Genomic DNA, 25,198 nt, shown 5'->3' on the forward strand with positions numbered 1-25,198 from the left:
AAAAAGAGCCTTTTATCATGAAAAGGCTCTTTTTCCTCTTATTCTGCTTTTTTTGTTCGTGCTTTTTTCGTTATATCATTGTTTTTCCAATAGGCCCAGAGAGATGTAATTCCAAGAAAGACTAACGTGATGAATTGCTGAATACCTTCTTCATCAATAGGTATTGGGCTTTTTCCCGCAGCGGTTAGCGCACTGTTGACAAGCGCGAGCAAAAGCAGCACAAGCCTTGCGATTGTACCTGCACTAATTTTTTGAACTTCCAACTGTAACCCCTCCCTTTCTTCCCCTTCACGGGCGGTACGGCTCGTTCTCTCTCATATGTATGCAAAAACCGAAAGAATAGAAGACCGGATCAAAAAAAGAGACATCATGCCTATATAAGGAATGATGCCTGATTTCATCTTATTTTGATGTAGAAAACATCTCTTTCGCTTCATCCAATGCCATTTTATTGCCTAGTGCTGAGTAATCGAGCCATGGCTGATCGGCAATCGGATAGACTTGATTGTTCTTCACAGCTTTTAGCCCCTTCCAAATCGGCGTCTTTTCTAATTGCTTGAATGCCTGCTGCGCTTTATCATCACGGTTCACAACGACAAAGATAGCATCTGCATCATAGTCAGGAAGAACCTCTTGAGAAATCACTTCAAATGGCCGTTTGCTGTCCAGTTTCTTCACCCCATCGACAGGTGTGAGGCCTAAATCCTCGTACAAAATTGGACCCATTGGGCGCTTCATGCTAAATACTCGAAGTTCCTTTGCCGTCACACGGATCGCCATTACTTTTCCGTTTCCAATCTTTTGTTTGATGAGCGATTTGACTTCTTTTGCTTCTTGATTGTAATCCTGAATATATTGATCGGCTTCTTTCTCTTTATTGACGAGCTTGCCGATTTTTTTCAAATGATCACGCCAAGTGCCGTTATTTAAATCAAACACTTCCGTTTTGGCGATTTTCTTATATTTCGATAAATCTTGTCCAGCTAGTTCTTCATCAACGTAAATAACATCTGGTTGTAATGCAAGCAGCGACTCCATATCGGGATCGGCTGCGATGCCCAGCTTCTTCGTACCACTCAGCTGCTTTTTGGCATGTGGAAGAAAATCTTTTAAATCCCCTCCTACAACAGAGCCTGCTGGCTTGATACCGAGTGCTAATAAGTCATTCGTTAAATGAATAGACAAGGAAGCAATTTTCGGTGTTCCATGATCATTTTGAGTTGCTTTATTCTTTGTTTCCTGTTGACCACAAGCGGCAAGCAAAATAAAACAGAGCGTTAAACCAAGCACAAGTAATTTTTTCATGATGAGTTCCTCTTTCTTGTTTATTTCGTTTTTGTTAATAAATAGAGAAAATAAGGAGCGCCGATAAAAGCCACAACGACACCCGCTGGTATGGCATTTGGGGCAAAGATGGAACGTCCAATTGTATCGGCACTGACCAAAATCAACAAGCCAAGCAGCGCACTAACCGGTAAAAAGTATTGATGAAGCGAGCCGACAAGCCGCCTTGCCAAATGCGGGGCGACAAGTCCAATAAAACCGATACCGCCTGTCATCGAAACACTTGCACTCGCCAAACCAACAGCTAAGGTCAGCAAAAGGAGACGCTGACGCTGAACACGTACACCTACACTTGAGGCGACAGCATCTCCTAATGTCAACGCATTGAGCGTGCTTGACTGCATCAGCGTAAGCGGCACAAGGCATACAATCCAAGGCAGAAGCGCTAACACATGAATCCAATCTCTCCCCCAGACATTTCCGACAAGCCATCTTGAAGCAAATGTGTAAGTATCTTCATCTAGCTTCAATGACAAAAATAATGTCAAAGCACTGAATCCCGCTGCAACTGCAATTCCTACTAAAATCAGCCGGATGGGAACGAGCCCTTCCTGCCGGTCATACGCCAAAAGCACGATGACCGCTGCCGCAAGAAGCCCTCCGCCAAATGTAAAGAGCGGAATCAGAAGAGAGGGATTGCCTTCTAGTGCGTGGAAATACGTCACAAACACGATTAAGCCAAATGCGGCGCCTGCATTCAGTCCAATAATCCCTGGATCGGCCAGCGGGTTACGAGATAAACTTTGCAAAATGCCTCCCGCAATACCAAGACCAATTCCCGCTAGCATCGTTACCACGATTCGAGGCAGACGATAGTCAAACAGCACCGTTTCACTTTGAAAATCTCCAAAGCCGAATAACGTTTTGACGACCACAAGAGGATTTAGTTTCAGCGTACCGGTATTTAAGCTATACAGCACAACAACCACACTTAAACAAAGCAAAACGACTGTCACAACAAGAGCCCGCTGTTTCTCTCTCATGACAGGTTCCTCCCTTCTTTTCTGGCAATATACAAGAAGAAAGGAACACCGACAAGTGCCACCATCACGCCAATGGCAAGCTCTCGCGGCGGATTAACGGTGCGGCTGGCAAGGTCAGCAAAGACAAGCAGCACCGCGCCTAATATCGCTGACATCGGAATGACGAAACGATAGTTTACACCAACCAGCTTTCGTGCGATATGCGGGATGACAAGACCGACAAACCCAATGGAGCCGACTGCTGACACAGAAACCCCTGCTAATAATACAGCAGCTACCATTCCTAGTATTCGCACTTGTCGCGTTTTCACCCCTAGATTTGCCGCTACATCTTCACCAAGCGACAGTAGCGACAGTGACCGTCCTAATAGCATCGCCCATACGATCACTATGAGAATGACCGGAGCAAGAATTGTCAGCTGCGGCCATTTCACACCAGCCACTCCGCCTGCATACCAAAACGCAAGGTCCTGGCTTAAGTCAAAATAAATCGCGATTCCAGAGCTAAGTGCATGAAGCAATGCAGCCACAACGGCTCCTGCTACAGTTAAGCGCAGCGGTGTCAAAACGCCGCCAGCCGCACCAATCGCAAAGATCAGCAGCGTACTGAGCACTGCACCAAAAAAGGAAAACAACATAAGTGCCGAATAAGGGATGCCTGGGAAAAAAGCAAAACAGAGAGCGACCACAAACATCGCACCGCCATTGATGCCCAAAATTCCCGCATCGGCCAGCGGGTTTCTTGTAATCCCCTGCATGAGCGCACCCGCTACGGCAAATGCCGCTCCAACAAGAGCTGCTCCTAAAACACGAGGAAGTCTTAACTCATGGATGATCTGCTGCTCTGTGACATCTGACTGATAGTCAAATACAGCTGTCCAAACCGTTTGCAGAGACAATGTTTTGGCACCATATGACACAGCCAAAAACATGGCAGCCGCCAAACCAAGGACGGCGAGAAAAAATATCAAAAAGAACAGAATATATGATGATCGTTTTTGTTGAGGTGTTCGCTTATCCTGCAAAATCGGTGTCATCCTTTTCTTCATTAAAAGTCTGTTTGAAAATGAGAATCATAATCATCAAAATTATATCTGCCTGCCTCTCAAAAATCAATGTACACCTCATTTTTTAATTAATGAAGGTATGCAGGTGACAGTGTCATACAGTGTCTTTGCTCGTTTGAAATGGCCTATCATTTTTTCTCATAGTTTAATAGGAAAATAGTTGACATTCCGCCTGAACATCCTCTAAAATGACAAAAGTAAGTCAAATGTTATAAAAATATTACAAACAGATGTCAAACTGATAAAGAATGACCCGTCTTGAGAGGAGATTTGAACGTTGTGTCATTAAAGGGAAAATGGAGTATCGGCCTATTTGCACTTGCGATCGTCATTGGAGTCGTTGCTTTCTTTCAGAATCAACAAGCAAGTGGGACCGAGAAGAAAAATGTAAAGCAGGATACGAACTATAAAAACGTCGAAATCGTTACTCTCGTAAATGACGGGAAATTTATGAGATATGCAGTCAACTATCCTCTTTTTCATCAAAAAGAGCTAGATGACAAGATTCAAAGCTACGCAAATTCAGCTTTAGAGCATTTCAAAAAGACGTTTAGTGAAGCCAAGGACGTCGATGAAAACAAACGCTTTGAACTGAATATTGATTATGATATGGTGCATTATGCGAAGCAGTCGGCTGCTATTCGCTTTACGACTTATACCTATACAGGTCAGCAAAATGGGACCACCAATCATCTCACAATCAACTATGATTTTCAGAAAAAAACCTTTCTTGACACAAAAGATTTATTTCTACCTAAAACCAACTTTTTAAAGAAATTATCCTACATTACATATTCAGAGCTTCAAAAGGACAAAACCTTATCTAAGGATCAGACGCTCCTTCAGAAAGGAACAGCCCCTACTGCCCAAAACTTCAGTCAATTTGCCTTGAAAGAGAAATATGTAGAATTTTATTTCCCAGCATCTCAAGTAGCCGGCGAGGATCTTGGTCCCCAAACACTTGCGATTAAAAAAACGCTGCTGAAAGATATAATGAAGCCAGAATATATGAATAAAACCAAAAATCAAAATGAAATGAAAGAACCAAATCCAAAAAGAAAAGCCGTCAAGCTGCCGCAAAAATCAAAGCTTGATCCAAATAAAAAAGCCATCGCCCTCACATTTGATGATGGTCCGAACCCAGCGACCACCTCAAAGATTTTAGAAGCACTGAAGGAAAATAAAGGACATGCGACCTTTTTCGTATTAGGCAGCAGGGTGCAGTATTATCCTAGTATGCTTGCCGATATTCTAAAAGGCGGGAATGAAATCGGAAACCATTCTTACAGTCATCCTTTATTAACAAGACTGCCTTTAAAGGAGGCGGTAAAACAAGTGAAGGATACTCAGAAGCTGATTGAGAAAGCGAGCGGGTATACACCTACGCACTTTAGACCGCCATATGGTGGGACAAATCAAGACATCAATCAAGCAGTTGGGATGAAGGTCTCTTTATGGGATGTTGATCCTGAGGATTGGAAAATTCGCAACAGCCAGCAGATCACAAACCACGTTCTTTCACATGCAGCAGATGGCAGAACGGTGTTAATGCACGATATTTATGACAGCTCAGCTCAAGCAGCAGTGAAGATCATTCATGAACTCACCAAACAAGGCTATCAGCTCGTCACCGTCAGTGAGCTTGATCAATTAAAAAAAGAACGACATGAACAAGCCCCTGTGCAATAAACACAGGGGTTTTCTTTATGACTCCAAAGATTTCTTTTGTTTCAATAATGCTTGAAATGTCTCCTCCAGCTCCTGAGACGGCTCAATACTTAACCGGCTGAGCACTTCAGACAGCTGTAAATCAATTAACAGAAGCTCCTCTTCTCTTTGGGTCACAGCTGGTTTGTCGCCTTTTTGTTTATACGCTTCATATGTTCCACAAAAAGCTTCAATACGCTTTTCATGAACATGGAAAATGCGAGTCGCCACATTCTCAATCAGTCTGCGATCATGGGAAACGAACACAACCGTACCCGAGTAATCCTTCAATAGACCTTCAAGCGCTTCAACTGCCGCCAGATCTAGAAAGTTCGTCGGTTCATCCAGCATGAGAACATTGGCATCGCTGACAAGCAAGGACGCCAGCATGGTCTTCACCCGTTCTCCTCCGCTTAACACCCCGACAGGTTTATACACGTCATCCCCTCGAAACCCAAGTCTCGCTAAAACCGTTCGTACCACTGTCTCATCTTGAACTGCCTCTTTCAGCGCATTTTGTAAAATCGATTCATCTACCTTTAATCCTGAAAGATCCTGACGAAAATAGCCGAACTTGACAGCTTCTGAGCGAGAAACTCCGGGATGTCCATTTACCAGCATTCGGAGAAATGTCGTTTTCCCGCTCCCATTCTTGCCAATGATGGCGACCTTGTCCCCGCCTCTCACTTCCACATTCGCCTGCTTCCAAAGCAATTGATCGCCCGCCTTGCCATCTACATTTTTCACTCGCAAAATGGTACGGCTCGCTACTTCCTTCATTGTGTGCTGCGTCATTTGAATGGGCTGAATGTCTTTTACTTTCTCAACCTTTTCTAATTTCTCCATCCTTGTTTCAATCGATTTGGCTGTTTTTTGCAGCTTTTTTTGCTTATTTGCATAGTAGGGCTTTGCAATTTTTGGCCCTGAGGATTTCAGCTTTTGGGATGGCTTTGTCGCTTTGTCGGCTTTTTTCTTTTTCTTTTCTAGCGCATGCTCTAACTGTTTTTTCTTTTGGGTATAAGCTTCGTACGCTTCCACCTGCTGACGATGCGCCAGCTCTTTTTGCTGTGCAAATTGCGTGTAGTTGCCTTTGTATTGATTGAGCTGTCCATGATCCAGCTCCCAAATCTCCGTACATACCGCATCTAAAAAAGCACGATCATGTGAAACGACAATGAGGGCTCCTTGATAATTGTTCAGCTTCTCTTCCAGCCACTCAATGTGCTCTGTATCTAAATGAGTCGTTGGTTCATCTGCTAATAAAAGGGCAGAAGGACAGTTTAACGCGCTTTCAATATAAGTCTGGGTCATCTCACCACCACTCTGTGTGCCATCCGCTTGTTTTAGCTGAGGAAGCAGTGTGCAGGTCGTTGTGGCGGCAAACGTGCCACTGTCTGGTGTCTCTTGCCCCGCGAGCACATGCAATAACGTCGTTTTCCCGCTTCCATTTGCCCCGACAAGTCCAATGCGGTCACTTTGATGGATGGCAAGCTCCTCGATATCAAATAACAATCGATCTTTTCGAAACACCTTTAACTGATTGGCTTTTACTAACATCCAACCCTCTCCTTTCGTATCAGGAGACATGAAAAAGCCTCCCATTCTCAGAATAGGAGGCAAAATGGTGTACAAAAATAAGCGGATCAATTCCAGATGACGTGCCGTTCCTATCTGAACACACACATCCCCCGTATCAATCTTCTCATTCTTTGATTCCCAAGCTGTACCATCCTATTCCGAAGCTAAAAAATGAAAACGCAGCAAACATGGCAAACCAATCGTTTGCTCACTGCCTTCGTTTTTTCATTTTGCTTACAGGTCATAGGATTAGTACTTCATTGCATTGGGTCACCCTTCCGTCGTTTGTTACGTTTACAATAAAAGATTGGTTATTTTTTGTCAAGCTGAAATGGCATAAGTGAATCCATTAATTTCAGCGTAAATGGATGGACCGCATCAAGCAGTTCATCCTTTTTGCATTCTTCCACTATGCTTCCTTCATGTAAAAAAAGGAGACGATCACATAGATACACTGCCGCTTCTATATCATGAGTAATCATAAGGATGGTCATGTCTAGCTCTTGTTTTAATGTCTCGAGCAGCTCCAATATTTGCACCTGAACAGAGACATCTAGTGAGCTCAGGACTTCGTCTAGTATGAGAATGGATGGGTGCGTTGATATGGCTCGTGCGATACACACTCGCTGGAGCTGACCGCCGCTTAGCTGATGAGCATACTGATTTAGTAAAGAAGAGGGTAGTCTGACTTGTTCAAGCAACGATAAAATCTTCTGATCCACATTTTTTTCCTGCTTTAACAATCGCATAGGCTCCGCAACGATCTCTTTCACCGTAAAGGAAGGGTGAACTGAAGATCGATAATCCTGAAAGACCACACTCATTTTTCCACGGTTCATTTTCCGCCATATGTCAGCTGACTTCCCATCAATCTGCACCTTGCCGCTATTTATTTTTTCTAAACCAAGCAGGATTCGTGCCAATGTACTTTTACCACTGCCGCTTTCACCAACTAACCCAGCACATTGTCCCTTATCGATTTCAAACGAGACGTTTGAAATGCGTGGTTTTGACCGCATCTGCCGAGAAAAGAAACCTTTCTTCTCTCCATGTTTGATGAGGCTATCAGCTGTGATCAACATGGAAATGCCCTCACTCTATGCTGCCGCAGCGTTTCTAGGGGCGCAGATAATCGGCGCCTCGTCTCAAGTAAATGCTTCGTTTGTGGATGCTCAGTTGCTGTGAATATCTTATCAGCTGGGCGATGTTCAAGCATCTCCCCTTGATGCATCACCAACACCTCGTCAGCGATCGCCTGAACAACGCCTAAATCATGCGAAATGATGATCAAAGCGGCACTTGTTTCTTCTTTTAGGCTCTGTAATTGAATGATGACTTCACGCCGATTATACGCATCAAGCGACGCAGTTGGTTCATCGGCAATGATCACATCAGGAGAAAGCATCATCGTGATCGCAATCATCACTCGCTGAAGCATACCGCCAGATAATTCATGAGGATATTGCTTCAACAATTCATTTGGATTTTTCAAATGAACACGCTCCAGTCCAGCGATGGCATGTGCTTTCCCCTCATTTCCACGTAAGCCCAAATGCCGCTGGAACGTTTCCATCATTTGATGACCAATGGTTTCGATAGGATTGAACGCATTCATCGCATCCTGTGAGATGAAGCCAATCCGCTTGCCTCTCCACTGCTCAGCTGTCTGAGTTGTCAATAACTCGCCATCCAACATGATCGCTCCCTCCACTTCTAACGAAGGTGGAATCAAGCCAATTAACGCTTTTGCGACGGTTGATTTTCCGCTTCCACTTTCTCCAATTATGGCTAAACAGCGTTGCTGCTGTAGGGAGAATGTCATGTTCGCCACGATACTCTTTTGCTGGACTGGATCATGTACGGACAGGTTTTTTACGTCGATGAAAGGCAAATGGTCTCGCTCCCTTCTTATTGTGATAATACATCGCAGGGGTCGTAGCCTGCTGCAGGCTGTCTCCTAAAAAGTTCAGCGCCATGACCACAAATAAGATGGCGAGCCCAGGCGCAAGCATATGGGCTGGATGGGTCACCATGACATTTTTCGCTTCGTTGAGCATCATCCCCCATTCCGGGGTAGGTGCGCTCACACCTAATCCCAGAAAAGACAGGGCCGATATATTTAAAATGACCCAACCCGCATCAAGTGTCGCAAAAACAGCTATTTCTCCTGAAATGCGAGGAAATAAATGCTTTCTCAGGATGTAAAATGGGGAGCCGCCAGATACTTTTACAAACTGAACAGATGGTTCATTCGCATATTGCAGAACAGATGAACGAATCATCCTTGTATACCAGGCCCATTTCGCTAGGACATTTGCCAAAATAATATTGAACAGTCCAGGCCCCAGTATCCCGACAACCGCTAGAATCATCACTTCTGCTGGGAAGGAGAGCATGACATCACACGCCCTCATCAACAAGCCGTCCACCTTTCCTCGGAAAAAGCCCGCCATGAGTCCAAGTGAGGTGCCAATGAGCATCGTCAGACACATCGTCAGCATGGCCGCAAGCATTGTGGTCCGAATCCCATATAAAAGCCGTGATAATACGCATCTTCCGAGCTGATCCGTTCCGAGCGGATAAGTCAGGCTGATGCCGGCATATTTTTGAAGAATGTTTGTTTCTGTTGGATCATGTGGTGCTAATACTGGTGCAAACAGTCCTGCTAAAACGACAAGTACTAACAGCCAGATAGAAAGAACCGCCATGCGGTCTTTTTTTAATTGACTCCACCCTATCATCGTTCTCAGGCCTCCTTTCGCAGCTGCGGATTCATGGTCATTTGCACAACATCAGCCATGAGGTTACACACAACAAAAAGGAACCCCATCACAAATAAATAGGCTTGAATAATAGGGAAATCGGCATGGAAAATAGCTGTTACACACAACCGGCCAACCCCTGGCCAAGCAAAAAGATTTTCAATAATAACCGTGCCAGCAATGAGTTTCGGGATAGACATACCAAGTGCTGTCACCGCTAATTGAAGCGCATGTCTCATCACTTTCAATTGAACAGCCCGTTCCTTTAATCCGCGAGCTCTTGCATAAAAAACAAATGGCTCATGCTGAAATTTCAGAATTTGATTGCGAATGAGTCTCACATAGGTCGATAAGTAGCCCAGCGATAGTGTGACAGCTGGGAGAATAATTGATTTGAACCCTTCCATTCCACTCGTATTGACCCAATTGAATTTGACAGAAAAAAGCCAAATAAACAAAATCCCTAACCAAAAACTAGGCATTGAAGCAGCGATAAATACAAAAGCGCGCAGTACTCGATCCACCCATGTATGCGCAGCATATGCACAGATCACTCCGAGTAACAAACTCAATACAATGATGAAAAAGAGCGCTGCTCCTGCAAGCTGCAATGTGGCAGGCAGCGCCTCCATGATAAGATCAAAAACTGGCTCCTGTGTAACATAACTCCTGCCAAAATCCCCTGTTAGTCCATCTTTGAGCCATGTGACATATCGTATAAGAAATGGCTGATCTAAGCCTAGCTCCTGCCGCATCGATTCAATCATGTCTTCTGTTGGCGTCACTTGATTCACCCGCAAAGCAACCTCAGCTGGATCACTTGCCCGCATCGTCAGCAGGACAAAGGCAAAGAAAGTAATGAACATCATGAGCGGAAAAAGCAGCAATATTCGTTTTAAGAGATAGCGTGTCATGTCTCCGCCCCCTCTTTATGACGAAAAATACATACGGTCAAAGGGAATTTCATACTGTGACACATGAAAACCAATACCTTTCAGGCGCTTATTATAGACGGCCTTTGTCACAGAATAAGAGATTGGGATATAGATATTTTCATCATGAATATACGTCAAGATGTCTCGATACATTTGTTTCCGCTTTTGCTCATCTCGTTCTACCAATACTTTCGTAATCGTCTCGTCCAGCCACTTTTTCTTCTTCAACCCTAGTTGAGCTTGATAATCAGCATGTGATGCTACGCGGAACGAAGAAACATAGGTTTGTGGATCATAAGGAAGTCCCCACGATAGCGAGTACATCAGGTCGAATTTCCCTGTTTTCTGGCGGTCTAAAAATGCCTGTTTTTCTTCTCCTCTAATATCCAGTTTGATCCCAACTTGCTTGAAATCTTGTTGGATCGATTCACTTATCGTTCTTTCGCCTGCATTATCGGAATTATAGTAAATGGCGACACTCAGCCTTTTGCCATTTTGATAGCGGTAGCCGTCTTTTTTCAGCTTCCAGCCTGCCTCATCCAGTAATGCCTCTGCTTTCTCTTTTTGATAGGTTTTCTTTTTCAGCGGGATATCTGCGTAAGGGACTGACGGGGCAAGCAGCGTATGTGCCACCTGTTCCGTTCCATTTAAAATGCCTTTTGTGATCATCTCTTTTTGAATGGCATATTGAAACGCTTCTCTGACTTTCGGATCTTTTGTCATTGGCTGATTTGAATTGATGACGATTGACCTCGAACCAACAGGTGGACTCACGGTCACACCGTATTGACCTGCTTCCTTTAAAGCCTGGAATGAGTCTCCGTCAATCATGTCACCATCTGCACCGAATAAGAGATCAATTTCTCCTTTTTGCAGGGCAAGTAAAATCGTTTGGTGATCCGGCATGACTTTCCACTTCACTGTTGAGATTTTTGGCTTTTCCCCCCAGTAGTGGTCATTCACTTCAAAAACGGCATATTGATTTTTTTTATGTTCCTTTAGCACGTAAGGACCTGTGCCTGCATAGCTTTGAACTCCTTTGGCAGTCGTTCCATCAATGAAGCTTTTTGGAGAAATAAAACGGAAGGGACGTGTTAAGCCCAGTTCTTCTAACGTAGGGTAATATGGCTCTTTTAACGTAAGAACAAATGTATCGTCATCCACCGCCTTTGTGGATTTGATTTCGGATACAAGATTCAGCCAAGCATTCTTTTCAATGTTTTTAACGATGGCGTCCATATTCATTTTCACTGCTTTTGCATTAAAAGGCTCACCGTCTGAAAAAGTTACGTCTTTTCGAAGGTGAAAGGTATAGGTTCTCCCATCCTTTGAAATGTCCCAGCTTTTCGCTAAGGCAGGCTGAACGCCCTTCTCAGTATTGACAACAAGCGATTCAAACACCATATTTTGAGCGGCCATTTCTCCAGCATATAAATGGGGATTGATATCCCTTATATCTTTTGTACTTGCATACACTAGCTCATCTTCTTCTCTGTCATTCATACCGGAAGACGCTTTGTTATCAGAGCATGATGCCAATAAAAAACAAGCCATGACTGAAAACAGCATCAAGGTGTATGTCACATAGGATTGCTTTTTCTTTATGTAAACAGGCTGATCACTCATATGTACTTCCCCCAAATCTTATATTATCGTAATCATTACGATTATTAATCGAAATGATTACGAAATGAATAATAGCATACAGGAATGGGGAATACAATCTCTTTTTTATCAAAAAAACAGACTCACGATTGAGTCTGTTTCGTTTGCAACAATTGATCGATCACCCGCAATGCTTTTTCTGTTCCACCTGCTGTTTGGAAGCTTTCTTCAATTTTTTCGATTCCAGCACGGTACGTGTTACTTCCCAGAACAGATTCCACGGTTTCTCTTAGCTGCTTTGCTGTCAGCTGTTCTTTATCAAGTGCACGGGCAGCAGATAGCTCGGTCAGTCTTTGTGCGACCATCGGCTGATCTTTGTCGACAGGAATGACAACCATCGGAACGTGATAATGAATGCCTTCATTGACACTGTTCATTCCGCCATGCGTCACAAACACATCTGTCAGCTCAAGCACTTCAAGCTGCGGCACATAAGGCTCGATCAGAAAATGAGAAGGTGCTTCTTTCAAGAGAGACCGATCCACTTTTTCACCTGTTGCGAGCACCACTTTTCCATCAAAATCGGCAAAGGCATCAATACACATATTAAAAAATGCTTCTGTATCCCCAAGAACGGTGCCCATCGAAATAAAGACGACTTTATCTTGCTCAAGTGCTTCCAGCGGGAAATCATGCTGATCTGCCCTTTTTAGAAAGCTCGGTCCAATGAAAACAAATGAATCGTTCACTGCATCGACAGACGGCTGAAAATACTCACTTGTATACACGATATTCAGTTCTCCGCGATTTTTCATGAATTGCATCAAACGCGTTGGCTGAACGCCAAAGCGCTCTTGTATGCTTTCTAACAGATGATCGGCTTTCTCATCTTTTCTGTATAGTGGTGTATCAAAATGCGCCTCTTGCAGTACAAAAGATGGGTTTGAACCGATCCCTGGAATTTGTAAATAATCTCGAACAAGCTCCCCTGCCCCAAACATATCAAAATAGACAAAATCAAATGAATGCTGCTGAGAAAGTGTTTCCACCACCTCTAAAATATCAAATGATGTTTGCAGCATGGCATGAAAGAATGGCTGCATGGAATCGAGATTTCCTTCATCCACGTGTAATGTCCGAATATAGTCTGGATGTTTATGTACGTGAGCGCCTAAGCGTTTGATTCGTTCCTCATAATGTACAGTTGTGACCGCATGCACTTCATCTCCACGATCCGCCCAAGCTTTGATGATCCCTAACATAGGATTCACATGCCCTTCAGCGGGAAATGTAATCAATAAAATCTTCGCCACAAGAAATCCCTCCTCATTGTCAATTCTCTTCCATGTTAATCATATACAGCCAGCAGGCTCAACAAATACGCCTGTAAAGGGAAGAAATGAGTCTTATGGCTAGTATTTTAAGAGATGACTAGAAGAAAAAAGACAAAGCCCCAAGTTAAGTGCTTTGTCCTTTTTCTATTATTTTTTGAGCAGCATTTGTTTAAACGCAGCAGACTGTTTTCAATAGAGATCGGATCAGCATAGATAAATTCATTGATTGAAGTTGAAGAACATTATTCAAACATTAAAATTTTGAGGTCTTTATTGTAACAGTGAACAAGCATAGCATGTAATTGTCCCCTATGATGATATACATGTGCTAATATTTCTAACAACCATTCATACCTTGTATATGTCACACCCCAATATGAAGTGGTACGAGACAGTAGTTCTGTGTCCGATAATTTCATATAATTATTTTTTAATGAATGAAAATTAGTCATTAAGCCATTTTCTATCGACTTTAAAGTTCTATATGATACATTAGCATAAAACTTTTCCATCTCTTCTTGGGTAGCCTCATTAGCAATACGCCAGTCCGCTTCACAAATGATCGCAATGTGTTCCAGCAACTCTCCGATAGACTGCTTATGAGGAGTTGGTTTTTTTTGTAAATCATCTTCTTCTAATTGACTTACTATTTCTATTAATGTTTTAACAGCTACTTCAATTTGATGTAAAACACTTTCACAATTCATGAGTGCCTCCTTATTAAAGGATTCTGCCCTTTTAGTTGAACAAGCTTTGAGAATATTGTTGATTCAATGATTTTAGACTCCAATTATAGATTAACTTTACTTAATCACTATCATAAAAAAAATTTGTCTTTTTAACAATTTTACTCCGTGCTTTTTGGTACAAAATGAACTACTTCACTTAAACGATGATAAATAGTGAAGTTCCTCTCAATTTACTCACACAATACCGCTCATAAAAAAACAAAAAACCCTTTATTTCAAAGGGTTTTCAGCTTTTTTCATAATTGATAAAACGAATCCTATCGGATAGTATAGACGCGCTCGGAGGGATTCGAACCCCCGGCAGACGTGGTACCGGAAACCACCGCTCTATCCAACTGAGCTACGAGCGCACGATATGTTTTTTGAACGTCAGCATATCAAATTATAAGGGAAATGCTGCAAGAAAGCAATGATATTCTGATGACTTCAAAGAAGAAGCCTGCACCGAAAAGATGCAGACATGTCGACTTATGCACTTTTAACAGATGCAATAATTTTTCGTTCCATGTTTTCATTTACTTCATCCACTGTTTTGACAAGACAAATGATCCCATCAATAAATGGCCAAATGAACAATGTCAACCATCCTAGTAGAAGCATGGTCACTGCATAGCCTTTCTTTTCATCAAGATAAAAACGATGAACGGCAATAGCTCCAAGGAACCACCACAAAATAAATACAACTAATTTCGACTTTTTTTTGGCTTGAAGTTCAGTTGATACAACAATACGCTGTTGATCAGTCAAACTACTTTTCTCCAAAAGATTATCCACTATTCTTCCTTCTTTCTGACTATATATAATAATAACATAGGTAATATTACCTCATAACAGAAAGTTTTACCATATTTTTTTAAAACTTTTCCATGGTTTAAGAAAAATAAATTTTGGGAAAAATAACATGTGGCTGTCGAATTTTTTGATTGCGTTTTGTTTGACCTTTATTGACCAAAAATGTATCATTGAATTACATACTTACCTAAAAGGTGAAGGAGGAACATTATGAATTTAATACCTACAGTCATTGAACAAACAAATCGTGGGGAAAGAGCTTACGACATTTATTCTCGTCTTTTAAAAGACCGTATTATCATGCTTGGTTCTGCGATCGATGACAATGTTGCCAACTCCATCGTGTCACAGCTGCTTTTCTTAGAAGCTGAAGATCCAGAAAAAGATATTTCTATCTACATTAACAGCCCTGGCGGTTCAATCACAGCTGGTATGGCCATTTACGATACGATGCAATTTATTAAACCAAAGGTATCAACCATTTGTATTGGTATGGCTGCATCTATGGGTGCGTTCCTGCTTGCTGCTGGTGAAAAAGGTAAGCGTTATGCTCTTCCAAACAGTGAAGTCATGATTCACCAACCACTAGGTGGTGCCCAAGGTCAAGCAACAGAAATTGAAATTGCGGCAAAACGAATCCTTTCTTTACGCGATAAACTGAACCAAGTACTTGCTGAACGTACTGGTCAGCCAATCGAAGTCATTGAGCGCGATACAGATCGTGACAACTTCAAAACAGCAGAAGAAGCACTTCAATACGGACTCATTGACAAAGTCTTGACCCGTAATTCAGAAGAACAAAAATAATATGACAAAACAAACCGTCTGCTCCTTGAACAGACGGTTTTTTGTGGTTGAAATACGCTTTACTTTAAGACAGCTCCGTCCATTTCTGCTGAAGAGATGGTGTTTGATAAGAAGCCATCTGCGTGATTAATTCCTCCGGTTCGCTGGAGGCATGTAACAATTGGAGGTGTGATTCATTCGAGAAACCTTCCTGTACACTAAACTTCACCATGTCAATGAGCGGATTGAAATAGTCATTCACTTGATACAAGCCGATTGGCTTTTGGTGAATGCCGATTTGTGCCCAGCATAGCACCTCAAATAATTCTTCATATGTACCAAAGCCGCCTGGCATCGCAATAAATCCATCAGCCAGCTCACTCATTTTCGCTTTTCGTTCATGCATTCCCGTTACCTCAATTAACTCTGTCAGCTCTTGATGTACAACTTCTCCTCTAAAAAGCCCCTTAGGCATAACTCCAATGACTTGCCCGCCATGTCTTAAGACCTCATCTGCAATGGCACCCATCAATCCAATTCGTGAACCGCCGTATACAAGACGGATGTCATGCTCTGCCATATAAGTCCCCAGCTCTACAGCCTTTTCTTTGTAGACGTCCTTCACACCTGGATTTGAACCAGCAAACACACAAATCGTTTTCATCAAAACAGCTCCATCTCTCTCTATGATTTCTTCACCCACTCATTCTACTATAATTGTTTTTAAAAAAACAGCCGCTTCATCTATATATAGTGTAAAATCAAAAGGTACACACCATATAAGGAGCTGTATAAAGAGAATGCAAACAAATGAGATGGAGAAATGGATCAAGGATTTTTACAAAAAGAGAAATTGGACAGAATACGGACCGTTTATCCGGTTAGGGTTCCTGATGGAAGAAACAGGAGAACTCGCTCGCGCTGTTAGAGCCATCGAGATCGGACGTGACCGGCCTGACGAGCAAAAACAAAAATCATCTGAGTTGAAGAAAGAACTCGTTGAAGAAATGGGAGATGTGTTAGCGAATCTACTTATTTTAGCCGATCTCTATGATGTCACAGTAGAAGAGATTTTCTCCTCTCATCAACAGAAACTCACAAAGCGTTTTTCAGAACTGAAAAGCACGTGACCACATCGTCACGTGCTTTTTTCCACCTTTATAGCTGCTGTGGTGAGATATCATCTGTTCGTTCAAAGAAATGCTGTTTTCCAATATGATGGAAAAGACCTGTTCTGTGCAAAAGCTCTTTCGGCTGTGATTGAAGTCCGACAATCATCAGCTTGCCATTATGATGCTTTAACCGATTGGAGATATTCATCAGCACCGCTTCTGCTGATGTGTCCATATAGTTGACTTTATTCATGAGCAGAATGAGCGTTTTCGGCTTTGTCTGAACATGGTCAAGAATCGAATTTTCGAGTGAATCTGTTGTTCCGAAAAACAGCGGCCCTTCAATGGCGTACATACTGATGCCTTGCTGGTCTGTCTGTTTTTCTAAAGCAGCTGCTGTTTCCATCTGGGGAACCGCAACGTTTGGATGAATGCTGGTCGTCTGGCTCATTTTTTTGATGAAAGCGATAAAGGCTAAAATGAGACCTGCGGTGACGCCAATAATCAAATCACCGATGACCGTAAGCAGGAAGGTCACAACAAGTACAAGGGAATCCGCATTTTTCACTTTTACAATATTGATAAACTCTTTTTTCTCACTCATATTCCAAGCCACAAACATTAAAATCGGTGCCATCGCAGCAAGTGGAATCATCGACGCATATGGCGCAAAGAGCATTAAGATGAGCAGCACGACGACGCCATGCACAACACCTGAAATCGGGCTTGCTCCGCCATTTTTGATGTTTGTTGCCGTACGGGCAATCGCCCCAGTCGCCGGAATTCCTCCGAACAGCGGTGCCGCCATATTGGCGATCCCTTGTCCGACAAGCTCCTTGTTGCTATCATGCTTAGAGCCTTTCATATTATCAGCAACCATTGCGGACAAGATCGATTCTACTCCGCCTAAAAGCGCAATGACAATCGCTGGAGGGAGGAGGTAGATCATTTTTTCAATCGTTAATTCAGGAAAAGCAAAGCTTGGCAGCTGACGAGGAATTTCCCCATATGCCGAGCCGATCGTTTCAACTTGTCCTTGGAAAAAGAGAACAGCTAGAAACGTTGAAGCCAATAGACCTAATAGAGCACCAGGTATTTTGGGAATGTATTTTTGTGCCACCAAAATCACAATAAGCCCAATAACAGCTGTGATGATGGCAAGACTGTTTGCGGTACCGAGATGGACCACAATTTCTCTCATATTGAGGAAAAAGCTTTCATGCTTTTCAACACCCTTTAATCCGAGGAAATTGGCAATCTGTCCTGAAAAAATAATGACAGCAATGCCAGCAGTAAAGCCGATGATAACCGGACGAGGAATAAATTTCATGAGCTTCCCTAGTTTGAATATCCCGAATAATACAAGCATACACCCTGCCATAAAACCGGCAATGAGTAAGTTTTCGATACCGTATTGGCTGACGATACCAAATAAAATCGGAACAAACGCCCCAGTCGGCCCGCCGATCTGATACTTTGAACCACCAAACAATGAAATCAAAATGCCGGCAACGATGACTGTGTATAATCCATATTCTGGTCCGACACCAGATGCAATGGCAAAAGCCATGCCTAAAGGAATTGCCACAACGCCCACGACAAGCCCAGCGATTAAATCACGTCTAAATTTTGATGAATCATATCCTTCAAATCTTCCATAAAAACGCATGGTATGTGTTGGCCTCCTTCAAGTATGTGTAGATGATTTAGGTATACTGCGCATCAATCTGATTATCTTTCACAACGACATCCAGCTTTCCCGTTGCTGGATGAATGACAAGTCCATGAACAGCCACATCACTTGGCATCAATGGATGCTCTTTAACCAATTTCACACTTTGGGACACACTCTCTTCAACCGAATCAAAGCCTGTCAGCCATCCCTTTAAATCAACTCCTGAGTTTTTCACAATGCTCAAACATTTCTCTTCAATGCCACGCGCTTTCGCCTTTTCAAGTAAAGGATCTGCCGCAAGACCTGCCATTCCGCATTCATGATGTCCTACAATGCATACCTCTTCTGCCTTTAGCTCATAGATTGCTAGCAGAATACTCCGCATCACACTGCCAAAAGGATGTGTGACGATGGCGCCCGCATTTTTAATGATCTTCGCATCACCGTTACGTAGCCCCATGGATTGCGGCAATAATTCCAAAAGACGTGTATCCATACAAGTTAATATGACGAGTTTCTTTTCAGGAAATTTCCCCGCTTTGTAAGGCTCATAATGTCTCTCTTGTACGAACTTTGAATTGTGCTGAAGAATCTGTTCTAATTTTGATCCCATCCTGCCATCTCCCATCTTTTTATAAGTCACGTAAGCTCATGCCTGTCCTCCTTTTCTTTCGTGTGTTCTCAAGCATAAAGATGAAAAATGATAGAAAAAAAAGAAAAAAATGAGAAAACGATGAGAAGAAATGTGATCATTTTCTCTCATTTACGCTTCATCGCAAGGGGGACGCGGTCTTCCTTTCAATCTATCGTTCTCTACTCGCCAAAAGACGATGAAATGGTTTAGTAGAAAACGACCTTCCCGTTTAATATGTTTCAAATATAATCATTTTTCTATCAAAAAATCTCGATCTATTTTCCAGTTTGTCAGATAATCTCTCAGAAAAACCGGCTTTTTCATATGTCACAACTCCTATTAGCTGATTTTCATCTAAGTAAAAAATGCATCAGATGGCATATGAATACCCTTTTTCACTAAGAAAATGTCTCTCTTTTCCGTTATTTTAGTATATTAAATATTGAGCAGATAACCTTCAAACGTGTTCAGCCGAAATGGTTGCTTTATAATAAAAGGAGCAAGATGATCATGTGAAAGGAGCGAGTTGACAATGAAACCACACATTTTTGTCGCCAAACCATTACCTGCTTCATTTGAGGAAATACTAAAGGAACATTGTACATACGAGGTGTGGCAATCCAAGGACCCCATTCCAAAAGATATTTTGTTTCAAAAACTGCAGCATGCTGATGGTCTTTTAACGTCTGGGACGAAAATCGATCAAGAGCTATTAGATCACGCACCAAAACTCAAAGTAGTGAGCAATAACTCTGTCGGCTATGACAATTTCGATATAGAATTGATGAGGCAAAGAGGCGTAATTGGTACGCACACGCCTCATACACTCGACCATACTGTGGCTGACCTTGCATTTTCACTCATTCTTTCCTCTGCGCGAAGAATTGCCGAGCTTGATCGTTTGATCCGTGAGGGGAAATGGACGAAATTTGTACAGGAAGAGGATATCTTTGGCATCGATGTCCATCATCAAACGCTTGGCATTATTGGCATGGGACGAATCGGAGAGCAAGTCGCCAAACGAGCTGCACATGGTTTTGATATGAATGTTCTGTATCATAACCGCAGCCGGAATGAAAAGGCTGAATCAGCATATGGCGCTTTATATTGCACACTTGATGACCTGCTAAAGCAAGCTGATATCATTGTGTTGATTACACCGCTGACCGATGAAACGTATCATATGATTGGCGAACGAGAATTGAAGTTAATGAAGCAAACGGCTTTATTTGTAAACATCTCCCGCGGGAAAACAGTGGACGAAAAAAGCCTCATTCAAGCGCTTCAAGAGGGATGGATCAAAGGCGCAGGTCTTGATGTGTTTGAACAGGAACCGCTTCAGGAGAATCATCCTTTCAAAGAAATGAACAATGTCACCCTTGTTCCCCACATCGGTTCCGCTACTGAAACAACACGGGATCTTATGCTGAAACGAGCCATTCATAATGTGATTCATGGAATTGATGGCAAAGCCCCTGTAGATATTGTGAAGGAGCTTGCTTCATCTTAATCGGAAAAGACGCAGGATTCAGAGCTGCGTCTTTTTATTTATTTCAATAGAAGGATATCAGGAAAAAAGCCTCATTTTAGCAAAGATCCTGTTTCTTTACATTTCCTTCATATTCGGGTGCTATAATATGAGGTAGACAAGCATCAAGAGGACAGCTTCCGATTTCCTTAATAGGAGGATGAAGATGAAAAAAATCAGTTCGGTTTTTACTATGTTTGCTCTGATCGCTGCTATTCTGTTTTCTGGTTTTATTCCGCAGCAAGCCTATGCCGAAACACCACTTACACCGACCGCCACAAATGAAACAGCTTCTGTTCAACTGACATCAGATGTTCATACCCTTGCCGTCATTAATACGTTTGATGGTGTAGCCGATTATTTGATTCGCTACAAACGACTGCCTGATAACTACATCACAAAATCACAAGCAAGTGCTCTTGGATGGGTGGCATCAAAGGGAAATCTAGCAGAGGTTGCCCCAGGCAAAAGCATCGGTGGAGATGTTTTCTCTAACCGGGAGGGACGTCTTCCTTCAGCAAGCGGCCGCACATGGCGTGAGGCAGATATCAACTACGTCTCAGGCTTCCGCAATGCTGACCGCCTCTTGTATTCAAGCGACTGGCTCATTTACAAAACAACAGACCATTACGCTACATTCACACGTATTCGATAATCAATCAAAAAACAGCCCCATTTGACGCAGGGCTGTTTTTTTGATGCTACTTATGGCAGCAGGGTTTTCACGTATTCCTCAAAAGGCAGAGGCAGCGGTTTTTTCGACACTTCTTCATGTTCATGTATGGTGACATGATCCTCGGTGACGATTACACGTCCTGTTGGTGTGAGCTTTGAAGCAAGCGGTCTTTTGTTAAAAGGAGAGGCTTCATTTTCATAAATCTGCTTTCTCATTTGGACCAATGTAGGCTCACTCACCTCTTCCAATGTAAATGCATAGCCTGTCTCAGCGCCTTCTCCTCTATCTAATTGGACAAGATGCGTACCTTTTTCGGTTTTCTCTTCTTTGACTCGAAACCGAATAGACGCTCCTTCGACCCATTCTTCAGTAAAGGGTACAGGCTGAAGAGGTAAATTCACACCAAAACCCGCATCAATCAGATACCGTTCGTTGTGATGATTCAACGTCATGGCTACGTGCGTGCCATCGATTGCCCATGTGCCCGCTTCCTTGTTATACACGGTCCCTTGAACGAGCTGTACAGCGAGTCCTGCCTCTTTTAACACATAATATAAAAGAGGATTGAGATCGTAACAAAGACCTCCTCTGCCTCCTTCAAGAAGGTGCTGCTTCAATCCTTCTTGATTCAAGGCATAGGATTGTTTGTTCAGCACAGATCTATTTTCAAATGGAAAGGTGTAGGCCATCTTTTTTAATAATGCAGGCAGGTCATCAAAGGTGATGGACTGTCCTTCGTATCCGATCTTCTGTAAAAATGCTGATTGCATCATGTTCATTCCCTTCTAAAAAAACTGAGTCTGTGAAGAGACTCAGTTTTCTTGATTGATAAAATCAGTTAACGCATCAATGGCTTCTTGTTCATCCGCACCATCTGCTATCAGTTTGACAGTGATCCCAGAGCTGATCGCAAGGCTCATGAGACCCATAATGCTCTTCGCATTGACTCTTTTTCCGTCCTTCTCTAGAAAAATTTCAGCCCCAAAGCGATTCGCTTCCTGTACGAACAAAGCAGCGGGACGTGCCTGCAAGCCTGTTTTCAACTGGATGGTGACCGTTTTTTCCACCATATGATCTGCCTCCCTTTTTCATTCTCCTATTTAAGTGTAACAGCTTGTCCGTTTCGTAATTGTTCTGCAATTTGATCTAGCTTTCTTAAGCGGTGATTAATGCCTGATTTGCTGATCTTGCCGCTTTCCACCATTTCTCCCAATTCCTTTAGCGTGACCTCTTGATAGTCGACTCGCAGCTTTGCAATTTCTCGCAGCTTATCTGGCAGGGCATCAAGTCCAATTTTTTCATCAATGAATTGAATGTTCTCGACCTGGCGCAGGGATGCACCAATCGTTTTATTCAAGTTTGCTGTTTCACAATTGACGAGCCGGTTCACGGAATTCCGCATATCACGGACGATTCGAACGTCTTCAAAGCGAAGAAGTGAATTATGCGCACCTACAACACTTAAGAATTCGGTGATTTTTTCGGCTTCTTTCATATATGTGATGTAGCCTTTTTTACGCTCAAGTGTTTTACTGTTGAGATGAAATTGGTTCATCAGCTCACAAAGGGCATCATTGTGTTCTTTATATAGTGAAAAAATCTCAAGGTGATAGGAAGACGTTTCTGGATTATTTACAGAACCGCCTGCTAAAAAAGCACCTCTCATATAGGAGCGCTTACAGCATCTTTTCTTTACAAGCTCTTCTGAAATGTTACGCTCAAATACAAATTGCTCACCTAATATTTTCAAATCCTCTAAAATGGTTTTCGCTCGTTCTACCAGTCTGACAATATACACATTATTCTTTTTTAATCTCATTTTCTTACGAACGAGCAGCTCGACTGTGACATCATATTTCTTTTTTAGCAGCGTATAAATCCGTCTTGCGATGGCTGCGTTCTCTGTTTGTATATCTAGAATTAATTTTCGATTAGAGAAAGATAATGAACCGTTCATACGGATGAGGGCAGAAAGCTCTGCTTTTGTGCAGCAGTCCTTCACGTCCAGATTAGTCAGCTCTTTTTTTGTTTCGGATGCAAATGACATCCTTGCCACCCCCATTCCTATTTTTTCTTATGCAGCAGGTCGACAAGCAGCGCGGCTACTTTCAGCGTGTCGTGACGAATCACATGCTGGTCGTATGTAATGATTTCCCCAGGGATGACTTCCAGTCCCATTGCCTTGAGTACATCTGTGTCGAACTGTACAGGCTGTGCCTGTTCTTCTGCATATTTTGCTTTGATCTCTTCTGGAATTTCTTTATTGTTTACAAAAATGGTATCAATAAATGGACGAACCATATGATCGTTTAATGCCTGCACATGATCAGCTGCACTGTAGGAAAGCGTTTCCCCTGGCTGCGTCATGACATTGCAAATATACACTTTTTTCGCCTTAGAACGAATCACTTCTTCGCCAATATGCGGTACAAGCAAGTTTGGCAAGATACTTGTATACAAGCTGCCAGGTCCAATGACGATCAAATCGGCTTCACGAATGACTTGAATCGATTCTGGGAGCGGCTCAATCGTATCAGGTGTGAGGAACACTCGTTTAATTCGCTCACCGTATGTTGGGATTTTTGATTCTCCTGTTACCACTTGCCCATTTTCTAATTCAGCATGTAGAACAACACTTGAATTCGCTGCTGGCAAGACTTTTCCTCTCACATTTAAGACCTTGCTCATTTCTGTGACGGCATGAAAAAAATCACCGGTTATATTTGTCATGGCCGCAAGAATGAGGTTGCCAAGAGAGTGGCCTGTTAAGTCATTCCCTTTGTTAAAACGGTGCTGAAATAAGTCTTCTACAAGCGGTTCAACATCAGAGAGAGCTGCAAGGACATTTCGAATATCGCCTGGAGGCGGAATATTCAAATCATGCCGCAGTCTGCCTGAGCTGCCTCCGTCATCAGCAACCGTTACAATAGCGGTAATGTCCACTGGCTTTGTTTTTAGCCCTCTGAGCAAAACAGATAAGCCAGTGCCCCCGCCAAGAATGACCACCTTTGGAAGTGTCGTCATCTATTTTCTGCTTCTCTTTTCAATGTCCCGGTGAGTGACATGAGTGTAGTAGTCATTTTTAAAATACTCCGATAAGTAGTTCGCTAGCGTCACTGATCGGTGCTGCCCGCCTGTACAGCCAATAGCGATCACAAGCTGGCTTTTTCCTTCTCGTTTATAGGACGGAAGCATAAAGCTGAGAAGGTCAATTAATTTCTCTGTGAATTTTTGTGTCTCGCTCCATTTCATTACATAGGAGCGCACTTCTTCATCGTTTCCAGTCTGTGGACGCATGCTCTCAATATAGTAAGGATTCGGCAGAAATCTCACATCAAATACAAGATCAGCATCAATCGGCAGACCGTATTTAAAACCGAAAGACATCACATTCACTGTAAACACCTGCCCTTGGGTCGTGGCAAAGTGCGCGACAATTTTTTCTCGAAGCTGTTTTGGTTTTAAATCCGATGTATCAAAAATCATTTGAGCCCGACCTTTTAACTCTTCTAACAGATCGCGTTCCATTGCGATTCCTTCGAGCGGCAAACCTGTAGTCGCAAGAGGATGCGAACGTCTCGTTTCTTTGTATCTTGAGACAAGCACCTTATCGTTTGCATCTAGAAATAATATTCTTGGTGTGATCCAGCCAAGATCACTCATTTCATCTAAGGCTGCAATCAAGCTGTCAAAGAATTCTCGTCCGCGCAAATCCATCACAAGGGCAACCTTACTCATCTTCGAATTCGATTCCTTCATGAGTTCTAGGAACTTTGGTAAAAGTGATGGCGGCAAGTTATCTACACAGAAGTAACCTAAATCTTCAAAGCTTTGAATGGCAACGGTTTTCCCCGCACCTGACATTCCTGTAATAATCACAAGCTGAATATCTTCTTGTTTGTGCGTATTCATGCCTGCTTCCTCTCCTTCT

25 protein-coding genes, 1 tRNA gene and 1 pseudogene are annotated in these 25,198 nt (G+C 42.7%); 5 read left to right on the top strand and 22 right to left on the bottom strand.

What is annotated here, in order from left to right; genetic code table 11:
• Positions 1 to 38: 38 nt before the first annotated feature.
• The 4 genes from NSQ36_RS16005 to NSQ36_RS16020 all read right to left on the bottom strand — a co-directional run bounded on the left by NSQ36_RS16005 (position 39) and on the right by NSQ36_RS16020 (position 3,352).
• Positions 39 to 263 (bottom strand): phage holin, encoded by a 225-nt coding sequence (locus NSQ36_RS16005; RefSeq protein WP_003212682.1) that lies wholly within the window; start codon positions 261 to 263, stop codon positions 39 to 41.
• Positions 264 to 402: 139 nt separating this feature from the next.
• Positions 403 to 1,308, bottom strand: coding sequence for an iron-hydroxamate ABC transporter substrate-binding protein (locus NSQ36_RS16010; protein WP_212045770.1), 906 nt, complete (start codon positions 1,306 to 1,308; stop codon positions 403 to 405).
• Between the two features lie 17 nt (positions 1,309 to 1,325).
• Complete coding sequence (locus NSQ36_RS16015; protein WP_327839773.1) at positions 1,326 to 2,327, bottom strand: iron ABC transporter permease; 1,002 nt, start codon at positions 2,325 to 2,327, stop codon at positions 1,326 to 1,328.
• On the bottom strand, positions 2,324 to 3,352 hold the full coding sequence (locus NSQ36_RS16020; RefSeq protein WP_189282637.1) for an iron ABC transporter permease: 1,029 nt from the start codon (positions 3,350 to 3,352) through the stop codon (positions 2,324 to 2,326). The genes NSQ36_RS16015 and NSQ36_RS16020 overlap by 4 nt, the downstream gene beginning before the upstream one ends.
• 321 nt (positions 3,353 to 3,673) lie before the next feature.
• Here NSQ36_RS16020 and NSQ36_RS16025 point away from each other — a divergent pair, with 321 nt between their 5' ends.
• The gene (locus NSQ36_RS16025) at positions 3,674 to 5,083 is read left to right on the top strand and encodes a polysaccharide deacetylase family protein (RefSeq protein WP_050944242.1); all 1,410 of its coding nucleotides are present in this window, start codon (positions 3,674 to 3,676) and stop codon (positions 5,081 to 5,083) included.
• 15 nt (positions 5,084 to 5,098) lie between these two features.
• On the opposite strand, the gene abc-f is transcribed toward NSQ36_RS16025, so the two are convergent.
• The 10 genes from abc-f to NSQ36_RS16075 all read right to left on the bottom strand — a co-directional run bounded on the left by abc-f (position 5,099) and on the right by NSQ36_RS16075 (position 14,838).
• Positions 5,099 to 6,658: an ABC-F type ribosomal protection protein gene (gene abc-f / locus NSQ36_RS16030; protein WP_339207372.1), complete on the bottom strand. Its 1,560-nt coding sequence runs from the start codon at positions 6,656 to 6,658 to the stop codon at positions 5,099 to 5,101.
• Between the two features lie 332 nt (positions 6,659 to 6,990).
• Positions 6,991 to 7,761: a dipeptide/oligopeptide/nickel ABC transporter ATP-binding protein gene (locus tag NSQ36_RS16035; RefSeq protein WP_310425641.1), complete on the bottom strand. Its 771-nt coding sequence runs from the start codon at positions 7,759 to 7,761 to the stop codon at positions 6,991 to 6,993.
• A complete protein-coding gene (locus tag NSQ36_RS16040) occupies positions 7,755 to 8,570 on the bottom strand; it encodes an ABC transporter ATP-binding protein (protein ID WP_327839766.1) in 816 nt (271 codons plus the stop codon). Before NSQ36_RS16040 ends, NSQ36_RS16035 begins: the two co-directional genes overlap by 7 nt.
• A complete protein-coding gene (gene opp1C, locus NSQ36_RS16045) occupies positions 8,533 to 9,420 on the bottom strand; it encodes a nickel/cobalt ABC transporter permease (protein WP_310425637.1) in 888 nt (295 codons plus the stop codon). Before opp1C ends, NSQ36_RS16040 begins: the two co-directional genes overlap by 38 nt.
• A gap of 5 nt (positions 9,421 to 9,425) precedes the next feature.
• On the bottom strand, positions 9,426 to 10,355 hold the full coding sequence (opp1B, locus tag NSQ36_RS16050) for a nickel/cobalt ABC transporter permease (RefSeq protein ID WP_148959631.1): 930 nt from the start codon (positions 10,353 to 10,355) through the stop codon (positions 9,426 to 9,428).
• Between the two features lie 15 nt (positions 10,356 to 10,370).
• Positions 10,371 to 12,002 (bottom strand): nickel ABC transporter substrate-binding protein, encoded by a 1,632-nt coding sequence (gene nikA / locus NSQ36_RS16055; RefSeq protein ID WP_327839761.1) that lies wholly within the window; start codon positions 12,000 to 12,002, stop codon positions 10,371 to 10,373.
• A gap of 122 nt (positions 12,003 to 12,124) precedes the next feature.
• Positions 12,125 to 13,294 (bottom strand): macrolide family glycosyltransferase, encoded by a 1,170-nt coding sequence (locus NSQ36_RS16060; RefSeq protein ID WP_335352029.1) that lies wholly within the window; start codon positions 13,292 to 13,294, stop codon positions 12,125 to 12,127.
• Between the two features lie 263 nt (positions 13,295 to 13,557).
• Positions 13,558 to 14,022 carry a DinB family protein gene (locus NSQ36_RS16065; protein WP_050944245.1) on the bottom strand — a complete coding sequence of 155 codons (465 nt, stop codon included), beginning with the start codon at positions 14,020 to 14,022 and terminating at the stop codon, positions 13,558 to 13,560.
• A gap of 316 nt (positions 14,023 to 14,338) precedes the next feature.
• Positions 14,339 to 14,414: transfer RNA gene (locus NSQ36_RS16070), tRNA-Arg, on the bottom strand.
• A gap of 118 nt (positions 14,415 to 14,532) precedes the next feature.
• The gene (locus NSQ36_RS16075; RefSeq protein WP_050944247.1) at positions 14,533 to 14,838 is read right to left on the bottom strand and encodes a TM2 domain-containing protein; all 306 of its coding nucleotides are present in this window, start codon (positions 14,836 to 14,838) and stop codon (positions 14,533 to 14,535) included.
• A 228-nt stretch (positions 14,839 to 15,066) separates the two neighbouring features.
• Between NSQ36_RS16075 and clpP the strand changes: the two genes are divergently transcribed.
• Positions 15,067 to 15,663, top strand: a complete 597-nt coding sequence (gene clpP, locus NSQ36_RS16080) for an ATP-dependent Clp endopeptidase proteolytic subunit ClpP (protein WP_024719872.1) — start codon at positions 15,067 to 15,069, stop codon at positions 15,661 to 15,663.
• Positions 15,664 to 15,727: 64 nt separating this feature from the next.
• Here clpP and NSQ36_RS16085 read toward each other — a convergent pair whose 3' ends face one another.
• Entirely contained in the window at positions 15,728 to 16,306 is a 579-nt protein-coding gene (locus tag NSQ36_RS16085) for a TIGR00730 family Rossman fold protein (protein ID WP_034620142.1), read from the bottom strand.
• Positions 16,307 to 16,442: 136 nt separating this feature from the next.
• Between NSQ36_RS16085 and NSQ36_RS16090 the strand changes: the two genes are divergently transcribed.
• Positions 16,443 to 16,772 (top strand): MazG-like family protein, encoded by a 330-nt coding sequence (locus NSQ36_RS16090; protein WP_003213115.1) that lies wholly within the window; start codon positions 16,443 to 16,445, stop codon positions 16,770 to 16,772.
• 28 nt (positions 16,773 to 16,800) lie between these two features.
• Here NSQ36_RS16090 and NSQ36_RS16095 read toward each other — a convergent pair whose 3' ends face one another.
• On the bottom strand, positions 16,801 to 18,423 hold the full coding sequence (locus tag NSQ36_RS16095) for a SulP family inorganic anion transporter (protein WP_310025426.1): 1,623 nt from the start codon (positions 18,421 to 18,423) through the stop codon (positions 16,801 to 16,803).
• A gap of 37 nt (positions 18,424 to 18,460) precedes the next feature.
• Positions 18,461 to 19,042: a carbonic anhydrase gene (locus NSQ36_RS16100; protein ID WP_003213318.1), complete on the bottom strand. Its 582-nt coding sequence runs from the start codon at positions 19,040 to 19,042 to the stop codon at positions 18,461 to 18,463.
• Between the two features lie 553 nt (positions 19,043 to 19,595).
• Here NSQ36_RS16100 and NSQ36_RS16105 point away from each other — a divergent pair.
• Together NSQ36_RS16105 and NSQ36_RS16110 are read left to right on the top strand one after the other, a co-directional pair.
• Entirely contained in the window at positions 19,596 to 20,573 is a 978-nt protein-coding gene (locus NSQ36_RS16105) for a D-glycerate dehydrogenase (protein ID WP_050944255.1), read from the top strand.
• A gap of 334 nt (positions 20,574 to 20,907) precedes the next feature.
• Positions 20,908 to 21,246, top strand: a pseudogene (locus tag NSQ36_RS16110) (ribonuclease); the annotation flags it as partial.
• Between the two features lie 50 nt (positions 21,247 to 21,296).
• Here NSQ36_RS16110 and NSQ36_RS16115 read toward each other — a convergent pair.
• The 5 genes from NSQ36_RS16115 to rapZ are packed head-to-tail and all read right to left on the bottom strand — an operon-like array spanning position 21,297 to position 25,179.
• Positions 21,297 to 22,040, bottom strand: coding sequence for an arylamine N-acetyltransferase (locus NSQ36_RS16115; protein ID WP_050944257.1), 744 nt, complete (start codon positions 22,038 to 22,040; stop codon positions 21,297 to 21,299).
• A 39-nt stretch (positions 22,041 to 22,079) separates the two neighbouring features.
• Positions 22,080 to 22,337 (bottom strand): HPr family phosphocarrier protein, encoded by a 258-nt coding sequence (locus tag NSQ36_RS16120; RefSeq protein WP_003212821.1) that lies wholly within the window; start codon positions 22,335 to 22,337, stop codon positions 22,080 to 22,082.
• A 26-nt stretch (positions 22,338 to 22,363) separates the two neighbouring features.
• Positions 22,364 to 23,314: a DNA-binding protein WhiA gene (gene whiA / locus NSQ36_RS16125; protein ID WP_003213321.1), complete on the bottom strand. Its 951-nt coding sequence runs from the start codon at positions 23,312 to 23,314 to the stop codon at positions 22,364 to 22,366.
• A gap of 17 nt (positions 23,315 to 23,331) precedes the next feature.
• Entirely contained in the window at positions 23,332 to 24,291 is a 960-nt protein-coding gene (locus NSQ36_RS16130) for a YvcK family protein (RefSeq protein WP_012011357.1), read from the bottom strand.
• On the bottom strand, positions 24,292 to 25,179 hold the full coding sequence (rapZ, locus tag NSQ36_RS16135; protein ID WP_034620188.1) for an RNase adapter RapZ: 888 nt from the start codon (positions 25,177 to 25,179) through the stop codon (positions 24,292 to 24,294).
• Positions 25,180 to 25,198: the final 19 nt, after the last annotated feature.

This window comes from Bacillus sp. FSL W8-1143, assembly GCF_037965155.1.
In the GTDB taxonomy this organism is placed as follows: Bacteria; Bacillota; Bacilli; order Bacillales; family Bacillaceae; genus Bacillus; species Bacillus pumilus.

Excerpts from the sequence above, each read along its gene's own strand:
- NSQ36_RS16090 (WP_003213115.1), top strand. The coding sequence starts at position 16,443 with ATGCAAACAAATGAGATGGAGAAATGGATCAAGGATTTTTACAAAAAG.
- opp1B (WP_148959631.1), bottom strand. The coding sequence starts at position 10,355 with ATGACACGCTATCTCTTAAAACGAATATTGCTGCTTTTTCCGCTCATG.
- NSQ36_RS16130 (WP_012011357.1), bottom strand. The coding sequence starts at position 24,291 with ATGACGACACTTCCAAAGGTGGTCATTCTTGGCGGGGGCACTGGCTTA.
- nikA (WP_327839761.1), bottom strand. The coding sequence starts at position 12,002 with ATGAGTGATCAGCCTGTTTACATAAAGAAAAAGCAATCCTATGTGACA.
- opp1C (WP_310425637.1), bottom strand. The coding sequence starts at position 9,420 with ATGATAGGGTGGAGTCAATTAAAAAAAGACCGCATGGCGGTTCTTTCT.
- NSQ36_RS16105 (WP_050944255.1), top strand. The coding sequence starts at position 19,596 with ATGAAACCACACATTTTTGTCGCCAAACCATTACCTGCTTCATTTGAG.
- NSQ36_RS16120 (WP_003212821.1), bottom strand. The coding sequence starts at position 22,337 with ATGGTGGAAAAAACGGTCACCATCCAGTTGAAAACAGGCTTGCAGGCA.
- NSQ36_RS16095 (WP_310025426.1), bottom strand. The coding sequence starts at position 18,423 with ATGCGTTTTTATGGAAGATTTGAAGGATATGATTCATCAAAATTTAGA.
- NSQ36_RS16065 (WP_050944245.1), bottom strand. The coding sequence starts at position 14,022 with ATGAATTGTGAAAGTGTTTTACATCAAATTGAAGTAGCTGTTAAAACA.
- NSQ36_RS16085 (WP_034620142.1), bottom strand. The coding sequence starts at position 16,306 with ATGAAAACGATTTGTGTGTTTGCTGGTTCAAATCCAGGTGTGAAGGAC.
- whiA (WP_003213321.1), bottom strand. The coding sequence starts at position 23,314 with ATGTCATTTGCATCCGAAACAAAAAAAGAGCTGACTAATCTGGACGTG.
- NSQ36_RS16100 (WP_003213318.1), bottom strand. The coding sequence starts at position 19,042 with ATGGGATCAAAATTAGAACAGATTCTTCAGCACAATTCAAAGTTCGTA.
- abc-f (WP_339207372.1), bottom strand. The coding sequence starts at position 6,658 with ATGTTAGTAAAAGCCAATCAGTTAAAGGTGTTTCGAAAAGATCGATTG.
- rapZ (WP_034620188.1), bottom strand. The coding sequence starts at position 25,179 with ATGAATACGCACAAACAAGAAGATATTCAGCTTGTGATTATTACAGGA.
- NSQ36_RS16115 (WP_050944257.1), bottom strand. The coding sequence starts at position 22,040 with ATGATGCAATCAGCATTTTTACAGAAGATCGGATACGAAGGACAGTCC.
- clpP (WP_024719872.1), top strand. The coding sequence starts at position 15,067 with ATGAATTTAATACCTACAGTCATTGAACAAACAAATCGTGGGGAAAGA.
- NSQ36_RS16035 (WP_310425641.1), bottom strand. The coding sequence starts at position 7,761 with ATGTTGATCACAGCTGATAGCCTCATCAAACATGGAGAGAAGAAAGGT.
- NSQ36_RS16015 (WP_327839773.1), bottom strand. The coding sequence starts at position 2,327 with ATGAGAGAGAAACAGCGGGCTCTTGTTGTGACAGTCGTTTTGCTTTGT.